This is a genomic window from Galbibacter sp. BG1 (genome assembly GCF_013391805.1).
Lineage (GTDB): Bacteria > Bacteroidota > Bacteroidia > Flavobacteriales > Flavobacteriaceae > Galbibacter.
The window spans coordinates 2,717,721-2,731,044 of sequence record NZ_CP058364.1; the positions used below are offsets into that span (position 1 = coordinate 2,717,721).

Below are 13,324 nucleotides of genomic sequence, written 5' to 3' on the forward strand. Positions count from 1 at the left end.
CAATAGACTCAAAAATGGTTAAATATTATTTTATAAAAATCTTTTTTGTCACTTTTTTGGTTTCTGAGATATAGATTATAAAATAAATACCAGAAGCCAGCGTACTGCTAAGTGGTACTTCAATAGAAGTTCCACTTTTTCTGTCAAACTTTCTTTCTAAAATTTTGCTTCCGCTGGTATTAAAGATAGCAATTTCAAAACTATCGTTTGTTTCTGTGTTAATACTCAGAACTTCACCAGCTTCAATCGGATTGGGATACATACTGAATGTTGTATCTGTATCGTTTAGCTGCAAAACTTCAGCATTGGCATTGGTCGATTTAGAAGAAGTCCCGCTGAAGGGGAAAGTTCCCCAAGTCGATGGATAATCGGCAGGCGTAAGACCACTCTCACTATGCAATAATGTCCAATTGGAATTATCGTTTGATCCATGGCACTCAAAAGAAGAAAAACCTCTATCTGAAGCGTTTGCTTTAATCCTAATTTTATCTGGATTTATTTCATTTCCTATCCCTAAGTCGATTGTAATCCATTCTGGAAAAGAAGTTCCTATATTCCAACCACCATTTGTATTATCGAAAGCTGCAAAATCATCTTGTCCATTCGTACTGGAAGTAGCTTTAGCTTTGGTTCCCCAAGTGAGTTTAGGATTAGGATATGAATTTCCATTCTCCATCCAATGTATTTGCTGTATGGTTACAGCATTTCCAACGGTTCCTAACCCAGTAAGCCTTAAATAGCGATAAGCGGTAGATGAACCTCCATCATTGGAAACGGTTACCTTACAGGTGGCGGTTTTGTTTCCCTCTGCGGTGGTAACGGTGATGGTACTGCTCCCAACAGCATTGGCTGTAACTGTTCCAGAACTATTCACCGTGGCAACGCTATTGTTGGAAGAGCTCCAAATAACATTTTTGTTGCTGGCATTAGATGGACTTACATTGGCACTAAGGTCCATAGTATTGTTTGTGGTTAAAGAAGAAGTGCATCCACTTATACTTACGGCTGTTACTGGTATATTGGTGGACCCGTTACACTTTTCCTTTATGGAAACGTTGTCAATAAATACATTATTCGAATTTCCTCCCAAGAAAAAGTCCAGTCTTGCGTTTGATGTGGTTTCCGACATGCTAAATTCTAACGGTCCAAAAGTTTGGGAGGTGGCTGTTAAGTTCACAATATCTGATGAATAATTATTCCACGGACTCACATTATTGAGAACCCCAACTCGCATAGACCTGTTCGCTGTGGCTTTGGCTTGAAAAGTTATTTGGTAAGTTTTTCCACTCTCTAAGCTTCCTGTATTTGTAAATAACTGAATATCAGAATCATTCGTTCCCGTCGCACCACTGTTAATTGTGACTTTTACGGCATTGGAACCACTTAAATTAGCATTGTTTACAACTGTTGCCATAGGGTTTCCTGATGTATTATGGTAGAAGTTCCAATTGTTCAGTTCGTTATTGAATTCTCCATTTAGGACTAAATTTGGATTTGGACAGCCATTATCATTTCCTGATCCAGTAGTGCCACTTTTAGTAGCAGTATAGGCCGAGTTACCATTACTATTGTAAGATCTTACTCTGTAATAATATGTAGTTTCTTCATTTAAACCTGTATCTAAAAAAGAGGAAGTATTGGAATTCACCATCGCAACCTCACTAAAAGTCTCACTACCTATTTTTCTTTCGACTTTAAAACCGTTTTCATCATTGGAATTATCGGTCCATGTTAACGATATGGAAGAAGACGAAACCGTAGAAGTAGTTAGATTGCTAGGAGCGTTTGGCGGATCACTAGGTAGAGGGTCTGTAGTTGCTGAGGCTACATTCGACCAATTGGAATTTCCTCCACTATTAGTGGCTCTTACTCTAAAACTATAACTTTTATCTGCTTCCAGATTGGTAGCGCTATAGGACGAGACATTTGCAGATACTGTTGCTAAAGCTTCCCAGTTTCCATCGGTTAATTGTTGGATGCTAAATCCATTTTCATTGGTTGAGTTATCATTCCAAGTAAGATCAATTTGATTTTCGCTGAATGCTGCAGCAATTAAAGAAGATGGAGAAGCGGGCGGATCTTGCGGAGCTATCCCGTTTGAACTCAAGGCACTTGCAGGAACGATAGTTAACGCTTCATCATTGGCAGCCCATTTGAGAACTAGATTAGCATCCCATCCATCCTCTGCATACTCTATTTTAATAGCGTATTTTGTGTTTGCAGTCATAGCCACTGTTCCAGAAACTGGGTCGTTTGGATCTTCCAAAGTCTGCTCAATTATAAGTTCTCCGTTAATCCATACGCTCACAGCATCGTCTGCAGTTGCTTCAAAAGTATAAGTTCCTGTAGTCGGGGCAACCACTTCCCCAGTCCATCGTGCAGACCATGTATCTACATCCATACAGTTGTTGGGAGCTATTCGTTTCCAATCGAAATTAATTGGTTCTTCAATTCCAGTGGCAACTAAGTTGGTGAAATCAATATTATCAAAATATTCCACGATTAAACCATTGGCGCTTCCTTCTGGAAGCCCTGGTGAAGAACTGGTGATTGTAACGGAATTACTCGGATTAGAGACAGAAGAACCGCTTACGGTCCTTACACGATAATTAAAATTCTTACCTGGGCAAAATCCTTCATCTGTATAGGTGGTGGTATTTGCCGCTACTGTTTTCAAAACTGAAAATCCTTTTCCATCGCTCCCACGCTCTATTCTATATCCACTTTCATTACTGGAATTATCGCTCCATGACAAATCGATTCCAGAACCGCTATTTTCAGCTTGAAGGTTAGAGGGAGGGGTAATGCTTGAACCTCCAACTGGGGTAATTTCTCTTCTCCATAGTCCTGTTCCCGCGGTTGAACCGTAATAGTAATTTTTACCTTCTATATTTTTAATTTGTGCTTTGGTAAAGCCTGGGAAGTCTATATTATCGGTCCAATTTTCCCATGTTACCGAATTGTCACTTTCAATTATTCCCCTAAATGCCCCATAAGGTTTACCAAACTCATGATGATAGCAACCAAGTATGATTTGATTGTCAATGCCGGCCACGCCCCCATAATTAAATTTGTATCGATCTGAAATGTAATCATACCAACTGTGATTTTTTAGGGGAAGCGTAGTTTCTTTATTTAGGATGGTATTCCAAGTAGCTCCATCATCGGTAGAAATTTGCACCGACATGTTCGAATCGTAAGCACCGGTTCCAGGATCTTTTTCTTGCCCGGAATATACCAAGTATGTTTTATTATTATAATCCCAAGCGGTAATACTGGCACCCCAGCCTATTCCATCATTTATTTGTTCCCAAGACCAGGAATTTCCAGATCTTGTACCTTTAAATAGATGTTGTTTTTGATTGGTGGTCGGACTGTTTTCAAAGATGTTGGAAGCTACGTAGATGATATTGGGGTTTGAAGGATGAAAGGCAATGGAATTTGCGCCGGCAATATTATCAGTATCTTTATCCGCAATCTTTTGAGCGCTTCCTCCATTAATAAAATCCTTAATATCCTCAATCCACCATATCCCACTCCCATAAATTCCCATTAGCACACTTTTTTGATTGTGGGGAGAGACCCTTAAGGCTTTCACATTGTAATTGTTAGGTAGATTGCCATTTCTGGCCTGCCATGTATCTGTAGGATCCAAATTGGTCAGTTTTTTTGTCATTATGGTATGCCCGCTCAAATTTACACCACCCCAACCTTGGGCGGCAGCAACAACTACGGTTGGAACACCATCGACCATAGCAAAATCTACTGCATCTGCGTGGTTGTGTCTATTAAACTCACGTACGGAATGATTGTTCCAGGAATACCCATAATCCCAACTTTCTTGAATTCCGTTATCTCCTTGACTTTGTATGGCATAATTTGCATATGCGGAACCGTCGAAAGTAAAAGTGCTGGCAAAACCTTTACTGTGATAAGTAGGTTCTCCAGTGGCCGGGGTAATTATGTTTGTTGGCTCGCAATATTTGTTTTCGAAGTGCCATTCTGTTCCATTTGGAGTTCCAGAAAACAATGTTTGATTACCTGTAGTCCAAATGGCTTTATCCCAAGTAGTAGGGGAGTAATGGGCCCATCGCACATTTGGGTTTGGATACCAAGTATCCCAACCTGGATCGAAATTGTCTTGCTCATTCCATATATTTTCCCAGTTGTAGGAACTTATGGAATTCCCATTCCAATCAATAGTACACTGCCACAATCCTGATCTAGCATTTCTGTAGGCCACTAACAGATTATGAGTGTTTCCCGTAGAACGGTCATCTACTTCAGGGTACCACATTTGGCTCGTATACGTTAATCCGCTGGTTATATCATTCCAAGAAATGGAAGAGGTTCGACTAGCATATATTTTAGATCCAGATCCTACGTTAAAATAATCACCATTATCGGTGGCATAAGTTGCGTAAATAACGTCACCTTGAGGAGATAAATCGATTCCTCTACACTTATACTGGGTGGGCCCTGGAATTAAATTCCAATTGGTTCCTGCATTCGTTGTTTTCCATAAACCTTGGTCTCCGGCAATATAAATGGTTCCTTGAGAGGTTTTATCGAATACAATAGAATAAATGTTGAAATAATTATCTGTTATGTTATTGTAGGTGACTTCGGTCCATGAAGCCCCATAATCCCATGATTCAAAATAATGTCCTGGTCCAGAGGAAGCTACACGCCCAATACCCCACGTCCAAAAATCGTAATCGTCTTTCCAACCTGCCCCAGCAATAATGTGGTTAGAATCAAAAGGATCAATCGCTATAGCATTTATTGAATTATCCGCAGTTTCGGGAGCGAAAAAATAGCTTTGCCCGGCATTGTTGGATATTGATAATCCGTACATGGTTCCCACGTAAATCCGATTACTATTAGTGGGGTCTACTGTGGTAATAAATGCACGGGAATGCACCAAACCTTCCGAAGCGTAATGCCAGGATTCTCCATTATCGTCACTTCTGTAAACACCTTCCATGTCGGATGAAAGGTAAAGTCTACCAGGGATATTGGGATCGCAAACTACATCTTGAATTTGACCGCCACCACCAGGATTGAGGTCTTCCCATTGAGACCGAACTGCCCATACGCTTATTAGCGTCAGGAACAGGGTAAAAAAATATTTGAATTTCATAATTTGGTTATTTTGGTTACACTTAAATTGTTTTAAGAGTATGGTTTGAGGGCTTTTTTTTAAAATGAATATTTTAAAACTATCATCCTGAAATGGTTTCAAGATGATAGTTATTTGAAAGCTATTTTATAATCAACTTTTTAGTAATTTCTTCATTTTCAGAAATGTATTTGATAAAATAAACTCCGGTAGCCAATTGTTTTTTTAGATCTATTTTTAACGGTTTCTGCGTACTTTCGTTATAAGTATTGTGAAAAACCTGGGTGCCGTTTACGTTATAGATAACCAAATCGAAACTAGCGCCCGATGTCGCTGTCAGGTATAAATCTGCATCTGTTGGCAACGGATTTGGGTATACACTGAAATTAGAGTCAATAAGCTGAAAAACTTCAGCAGTGGCATTGGTTGATTTAGAAGAAGTCCCGCTGAAGGGAAAAACACCCCAAGTCGATGGATAATCGGCAGGCGTAAGTCCGCTTTCACTATGTAATAATGTCCAATTGGAATTGTCGTTCGATCCGTGGCATTCAAAAGAAGAAAAGCCTCTATTGTCTGCGTTTGCTTTCAGTCTTATTTCATCTGGAGCTATTTCATTGCCAGCACCTAAATCTATTTTTATCCAAGCAGGGTAGGAGGTACCTACATTCCAGCCCCCATTAGTATTATCGTAAGCCGCATAATCGCTGGATGCATTGTTGCTGGATGTTACTTGAGACTGAGTGTTCCAAGTAATTTTTGGATTAGGGTAAGAGCTACTGCCAACCATCCAATGAATTTGTTGTAATGTAACCTCATTTTGAACGGTACCATACCCAGTTAACCTTAAATATCTATAGGCGGTAGTAGAACCACCGTTGCTGGTTACTGTAACTTTACATGTAGCTGTTTTATTTCCATCTGCGGTGGTAACGGTAATGGTACTGCTCCCCGTAGCATTGGCCGTAACTGTTCCAGAACTATTTACTGTGGCAACGCTATTGTTGGAAGAACTCCAACTAACATTTTTGTTGCTGGCGTTAGACGGATTTACATTGGCCGTGAGGGTAAATGAACTCCCTACCGTTACACTGGAATTACATCCACTAATTCCTACACTGATTACGGGAACCGTTGATGAGCCCGAACATTTTTCTTTAACTTCAATTTTATCAATAAAGATATCTTTGGAATTACCTCCTACAAAAAAATCGATTCTACTGTTGTTGGAAGTCTCCGTCATTGTAAATTCAAACGGTCCAAAATCTTGGGTAGAAGTTGTTAAGTTAATGTTCTCTGTTAAGTAATTGTTCCACGGACTTGCGCTCTGTAACACACCTAAACGCATGCTTCTGTTTCCAGTAGCTTTTGCTTTAAAAGTTACTTGGTAAGTCTTGCCATTATCCAGATTTCCTGTGGGACTAAAAAACTGTATATCGTTGTCAGTATTTCCCATGGCAGAAGAACTAATGTTTATTTTTATAGCGTTGCTTCCAGACATTCCAGCATCGGTTACTACGCTCGCTGACGGACTTCCACTTGTATTGTTGTACAGCGTCCAGTTATTGGTTCCATCATTAAATTCACCATTTTGTATGAGATTTGCATTGTTGCAACCTCCGCCTCCACCAGAATTTGTGGTTGCGCTGCTTGTATTGGAAAATGATGAATTACCACTGGCGTTATAGGCTCTTACCCTATAGGTGTAATTCGTAGATGGGTTTAAGCCAGTATTGTTGTAAGAAGTTATACCGGCATTTACCGTTGTAATCTGACTAAAAGATCCACTTCCTTGTTTACGCTCAATTTTGAAACCTGATTCGTTATTGGAATTATCACTCCACGATAGGTTGATTTGACTGGAAGACGTTGCATTGGTAGATAGATTACTAGGTGCAGCAGGAGCAGTTGGATTTGTGCCACTACTGCTCAATTCCCTTCTAATAGCGCCTGCTCCGGCTGTCGAAGCATAAAAATATGTTTTACCATCAAGTCCTTTTGCAACAATTCCTGAAGTAGCACCACCAAAATGAATATCTCCTGTCCAATCTTGCCATGAAACGTTGCTACCACTAATGGTACCTTTAAAGATACCGTAGGTTTGTTGTTGTCTATGATCGTAATAATTTACAATGATCTGATTTTCGTGTCCGGCTATCCCTCCTTTACTGCTAAATCTAAAGTCTTCAGAAACTGCACTATACCAAGATGGAGTTCTTAGGGATTTCGCCGTGGCGGAAGTAATTACGGTGTTCCATGAATTGGCATTGCCTTCATTTAATGAAAGAACCCCTTTAAATTCACCTCCAATGTCGGCAAAATAGAATACATATACTTGCCCGTTATGTTCCCAAACAGATACTTCGGCATCCCAACCCGATCCGCTGTATATTTTACTGAAATTCCAGTTAGAACCATTTTTTACACCTTTAAATAATCCTTGATCACCTCCGGTGTTTGAAGTTAAAAATACAACGTCTGGATTGGTAGGGTGTGGAGCAATCTTTTTTACCCTCACGCCGCTCATGCCAATAAATTGCATTATCGATGCACCGTTGGCAGCAGCCCAGATATCATCAATTAAATAAAGTCCATGATCATTACTTGCAGCAAATAAACGGTCTTTTTTAGCCGGGGAGATAGCAATATCTCGGTATTGACCGCTATTTGGGAAGCCAACAATAGATGCCTTATAGCTATCTGCTACTTCATTCCACTCGTCAGACGGAGATTTTGTGTTTAAAATTTTCATCCAAAGTCTTCCGCCACCAAAGCAGTAGCCACCATAGCAAGAAGGAGAAGATTCCGTAATTGCAATATATTTTCCATTGTCATATCCTATGGCTGCACTTTGAGCATCGGATTGCTGACCTTTCCAACGCATTTGCAAATTACTCCAAGAATTACCACCATCCCAACTTTCAACCCAACCGTTGTCTGCCATGGATTGTAAAACATAGTTGTCTTGAACCGCAATATCGTAGGTATAAGTACTAGCTGTACCTCTACTGGAATAGGTAGGGGAGCCGCCTACGCTAAAATTGTTATTGGGAACACTGTATTTGTTATTCCAATTCCAACCCCAGCCCGAGGAAGATCCATTGGGGGTTGCTTGAAAAATTGTTTGGTTGGTGGTAGACCAAATAGCGCGAGACCAACTTGTAGGGGTATAATGCGCCACCCTAGGGTTAGGGTCAGCGACATCCCAACCAGTATCGTAACCGCTAGTGCCTTCCCATATTTTTTTCCACGAATAGTTGGAAAGCGAATTCCCGCTCCAATTAAATGTACCCTCATATAAACCCGGACGATCTCCCAAAATAGCCATAGTTACTTTGTGCGAAGAACCAGTAGACCTAGGATCTACTTCTGGATACCAATATTTTGCACTTCCATTCAAACCAGACATTTTAGATTGCCAATTAATGGATGAAGTGCTGGTAACATAAAGATCGTGATTAAAGGTTCCGTAGAGGGTTTGTCCGTTCGGACTCAATGCGACACCGCTGTTAGTGCCAGGGTTGTTGCCTAAAGCAAACCATGAGGATCCAGCATTGGTGGTTTTAAAAACACCTTGCGACGTTCCCATATAAGCAACATTGGCATTGTTTGGATCGAATTGAATGGTGTAAACATTTCTATTTCCAGATCCACTAATCTCAACTTTGGTCCATGAACTACCTCCGTTAGTAGATCGATACGTAATGATATTTCCATTTTGCGACATACCAAAATTGCTGGCAAAATCGTTATCGTCTCGCCATCCCACACCGGCGATTACGTTATTTGGGTTGGCCGGGCTCACACCAATGGCCCCGATGGAGAACCGTTTTGATGCACCTACTAGGTTAAAGTTGTTTCCTCCATCATTGGAAACTTCAAGACCGTATAAAGTACCTACAAACATTTTGTTGGAGTTGCCAGGGGTAACGGCTATGGCATAGACCCTATTTTGTTTTAAATATCCTTTTTCTTTCCAAGTTTGACCGTTATCGGTGCTTTCATAAATTCCTTCCATATCGGAGGCTAAAAATACCCTGTTGGGAGTATTTGGATCGCAAACAATGTCCTGAACCTGACCCCCAGCTCCAGGGTTTAATGACTGCCACTGAGAGAAACCAATTAATGGTACCATTGCTAAGAGACAGAGCATAGTAATTTTCTTTTTCATTTTTTGAAGTTTTTGTTAATACTTGATTATTAGTTAATTATAACGAAGCGAACATATCGAATTTGATAGCTGAGGCACTCTCATTTCACAAATCAAAAGTTAATAATCTAAGAATTATGCATTTTATCGATACTATTATTCAGAAATAGATAATTTTGAGAGGGTAAATTTGCAAATTATAAGTTGAGGTTGTGCGGAAGTAGGTAGAAGCGTTATAATTGTAATCTTTTTTAATATTCTCCAAACTGAAATAGCTGTATACAACAAAAGAAGCCGATTTCCTGTTTTAGGATGGCTTCTTTTATTAAATAAAACTTGCTATCAAAAGTTAATTATTAAAACTTTTGTTTATTCTTCTCGCATCCAAGCTCCTGCACCGGCTGTGGAAACAAAGATTTTCTTATGTCCGTCGATTACTTTTATTACTGCGGAAGTTAAACCTCCATAACCGATATCTCCAGTATAATCTTCCCAAGTGACATTTCCTTTAGAATCGATACTTCCCTTGAAAATGCCATATGCTTTCTGCATTCTATGGTGGTAGTAACTCATTATAATATGGTTATCGAAACCTAGAATACCTCCTTTGTTACTAAAAACATAATCGTCTTTAATGTGCTTGTACCATTTATTGGTTTTCAATTCCATAGCCATTTCTTTTGTGAAAACAACTTTCCATGTTTTACCTTCATCTAGGGAAAGTACCCCTATAAAGTTCTTGCCATCTCCATGTTTTTCGTTGGATTCCCCTGAAAAAAACAGGTACACTTGTCCGTTATGCTCCCAAGAATCAACTTCGGCATCCCAGCTGGAACCGTTGTATATTTTACTCCATTTCCAAGAGCCATTATCTTTTTCTCCTTTGTAAACTCCTTGATCGCCCGTAGTTGCGTTTAGAAAAACAATGTTTTCATTTGTGGGATGTGGCGATATTTTCTTTACACTTTTCACTTTGTCCAAGACGCCATTTGAAATCTTTTCAAAGGAAATCTTTTGGTTCGCTTTGCTCTGCCCTATAGCCATATCTATATCGTCAATCATATAAAGTCCATTATCGGAGGAAAATGCAAAGACACGGTTTTGCTTGATTGGGGAAACGGCTATATCTCTATAAATTCCGCTGGGCATTCCTCCCTTTTTATCTGGGCCACCAGCTAGGAATATCCATTTATCATTGGGCGTGTGGGTTTTAAGTTCTTTAATATATAATCTACCATCTACAGCAGCACCTCCATAACCCCCCGTGGCTTGAGCTATTACTATAGGGTTGTTTTCTCCTTGGGCAATTGCAACAGATTGAACATCGGATAGGTTCATGTTTGCATTGCGGTGTTGTATGTTGGACCAGCTCTTGCCATAATCCCAACTCTCTACAAAACCATTATCTCCCTGCGCTTGTAAAACATAATTTTTATCAGCAGTAATATCATAAGTATAGGTGCTTTCGGTTCCCCTGCTACTGTAGGTAGGCCACCAAGACTCCCAATGAGGCACTTGGAAATTAAAATTGGGAATACAGTACTTATTGTTCCATTGGTAATAGTTTTCCTTGGCAATACCCTCAAAAATTGTCTGATTAGTGGTAGACCATATTGCTCTTTTCCAGTTTTTTGGGGTATAATGTACAAAGCGTGGATTGGTATGAGCATAGTCCCAACCAGTATCGAAACCTCCAACTCCAGACCAAATAGTTTCCCATGAATATTTTAAAAGCTTGTTGTTGTCCCAGGTTAATGTCGCTTCAAATAGCCCTTCTCTACTATGCTGAAGTCCCACTATGAGTTTATGACTTTTTTCGGTTGAGCGAGGATCCACTTCAGGATACCAAAAATCGAACATTCCCAACTTAATTCCTTCACCATTGTTTATCTTTTCCCAATTAATGGTACTGGTTGGTGTTGCATAAACGTATCCTTTATTGTCTTTTACGGCATAGGTAGCATACAAAATTTCTCCATTCGGACTCAAAGCAGCGCCCCAATTTTGTGTTGTATTTTCTGGAGCTTTCAGTTTTTTCCAAGTTCTTCCCGCATCTTCACTTTTATAAATTCCTTTGGAAGCTCCTATATAAACAATATTTTTTTTGGTAGGGTGATATTGAATAGTAAGGACATTTCGGTTTGTGTTTGCCTCATCTTCATAGATAATAGTTTCCCAGGTTTTTCCGCCATCCAGAGACTGGAACAATTCCCCTCGGCCTTGAGACTGTAAACCGAAATAATGGGAAAAGTCCAAATCGTCGCGCCATCCCAACCCCGCAATTATATGTTCGGGATTGTTTGGGTTAACGGCAATTGCCCCAATGGATTTTTTTCGGGTGATTTCTACCAGGCTGAAGTTTTCCCCTCCATCTTCAGATACTTCCAGGCCGTACAAAGTCCCTACAAACATTTTTTTAGAGTTGCCGGGGGCAACGGCTATGGCATAAACTCTATTTTGCAATAAATCCCCCTTGGGATGCCAGGAATTTCCATTATCGTCACTTACATAAATCCCTTCCATATCTGAAGCAAGGTAGAGCCTGTTTTCAATATTTGGATCGCAAACTACATCCTGTACTTGTCCACCTGCGCCTGGGTTAATAGACGTCCATTGTGCGCTCATTAAAATAGGGAGCATTAGGAGAAAAGAGATGATTTTAAACTTAGATATCATTACATTTATTTTTGGTTGAAGTTTATGGCGAACATACTTACAATAGCATTTACGTTACTCTGTTTTCATGAATCAGAAGTTAATAGATCATCAATAGTATAATAAAAGTTAGGGTAAAATGTTTAATTTGTGATGTGAAAGCCCTTTATTTAAGAAATCGGTACTAAAAATGTTTATTGCTTGATTTTGATGACAGGGGCGACAAATAATAAAAAACAAACTATAGATTATGAAAACACCTAGAGATCTTTCCAAAGTTCATACATTAATAAGTGATTTATTTGAATGGCCCCAAAGTAAAAAAGATTGGGAGAAGTATAAATTGAGTGATGAACAAGTTGATTTTTTTCACGAATATGGCTACTTGTCCAATATAAAATTGTTAGAAGAATGGCAGGTGGATGCTTTAAATGAAGAATTAAAAGAATTGATGGATCCAGAACATCCTAAACATGATCTCTTTTACGAATATTTTTCCAATGAATCTACAGATCCCAACAAAGTGGTTTTTCATTCCTTGGGGCATTGGAGAATTACCCCTGGTTTTCACGACGTAAATTGGAATCCGGCTTTTCTTATGGCGGCCAGTCAGCTTTTAGGAGATGAATCCGTAAGGTTTTGGCACGATCAATTATTTTGTAAGCCTCCCAAACACGGCGGGGTAGTAGCGTGGCATCAAGATTATTCGTATTGGACAAGAACGGTTAAAATGCAGCATTTAACCTGCTGGATTGGCCTGGACGATGCATCTATCTCCAACGGTTGCTTGCACTATATCCCCAAAAGTCACCAATGGGGGCTTTTGGATAAACCGGTTTTAACGGGCGAAATGACGGGGCTGTTCAGTGTATTAAACGAGAGTCAGATTAAAGAGTTTGAAAATGCGGTTCCAATTGAAATGAAAAAGGGACATGCTACTTTCCACCATCCTTTAATGGTGCATGGTTCTTACGAAAACAAGTCAGATAATCCCCGACGGGCTTTTGTGTTAAATGTTTTTGCTGACGGTACGGTTTCCGCTTCCGATGAACCCTTGCTAAGAGGGGTCCCCGTATTTAAAAAAGGTGAAAAACTAGAAGGTCAATTCTTTCCAGTATTATTGAATCGAGAGCAAGAAGGTGTCTAAATAGTTGATTACAATCACTATATAAATAAAAAGGCTTCACATCTCTGTGAAGCCTTGTCTTTTCTAGTAGCGAGAACGAGATTTGAACTCGTGACCTCCGGGTTATGAATCCGACGCTCTAACCAACTGAGCTACCTCGCCATTTTGCATTTCACTTAAAAATAAAACTAAAAGCTTAGATATTATAAAGGCTTGTATCCCTTTGCAAGCAATAGCTCTGTGAATGCGGGTGCAAATATAAAAACAAAATCAT

At 39.6% G+C, this 13,324-nt stretch carries 4 protein-coding genes and 1 tRNA gene; 1 reads left to right on the forward strand and 4 read right to left on the reverse strand.

The window, feature by feature from the left end:
- Window positions 1–25: 25 nt before the first annotated feature.
- The 3 genes from HX109_RS11850 to HX109_RS11860 all read right to left on the reverse strand — a co-directional run bounded on the left by HX109_RS11850 (window position 26) and on the right by HX109_RS11860 (window position 11,945).
- A complete protein-coding gene (locus HX109_RS11850) occupies window positions 26–5,143 on the reverse strand; it encodes a fibronectin type III domain-containing protein (RefSeq protein WP_178952231.1) in 5,118 nt (1,705 codons plus the stop codon).
- A 121-nt stretch (window positions 5,144–5,264) separates the two neighbouring features.
- Window positions 5,265–9,290: an Ig-like domain-containing protein gene (locus tag HX109_RS11855; RefSeq protein ID WP_178952233.1), complete on the reverse strand. Its 4,026-nt coding sequence runs from the start codon at window positions 9,288–9,290 to the stop codon at window positions 5,265–5,267.
- A gap of 348 nt (window positions 9,291–9,638) precedes the next feature.
- Complete coding sequence (locus HX109_RS11860; protein ID WP_178952235.1) at window positions 9,639–11,945, reverse strand: VPS10 domain-containing protein; 2,307 nt, start codon at window positions 11,943–11,945, stop codon at window positions 9,639–9,641.
- 229 nt (window positions 11,946–12,174) lie between these two features.
- On the opposite strand from HX109_RS11860, the gene HX109_RS11865 reads away from it, so the two are divergent.
- Entirely contained in the window at window positions 12,175–13,071 is an 897-nt protein-coding gene (locus HX109_RS11865) for a phytanoyl-CoA dioxygenase family protein (RefSeq protein ID WP_178952237.1), read from the forward strand.
- Window positions 13,072–13,138: 67 nt separating this feature from the next.
- On the opposite strand, the gene HX109_RS11870 is transcribed toward HX109_RS11865, so the two are convergent.
- Window positions 13,139–13,212: transfer RNA gene (locus HX109_RS11870), tRNA-Met, on the reverse strand.
- Window positions 13,213–13,324 lie beyond the last annotated feature (112 nt).

Excerpts from the sequence above, each read along its gene's own strand:
- HX109_RS11850 (WP_178952231.1), bottom strand. The coding sequence starts at position 5,143 with ATGAAATTCAAATATTTTTTTACCCTGTTCCTGACGCTAATAAGCGTA.
- HX109_RS11855 (WP_178952233.1), bottom strand. The coding sequence starts at position 9,290 with ATGAAAAAGAAAATTACTATGCTCTGTCTCTTAGCAATGGTACCATTA.
- HX109_RS11860 (WP_178952235.1), bottom strand. The coding sequence starts at position 11,945 with ATGATATCTAAGTTTAAAATCATCTCTTTTCTCCTAATGCTCCCTATT.
- HX109_RS11865 (WP_178952237.1), top strand. The coding sequence starts at position 12,175 with ATGAAAACACCTAGAGATCTTTCCAAAGTTCATACATTAATAAGTGAT.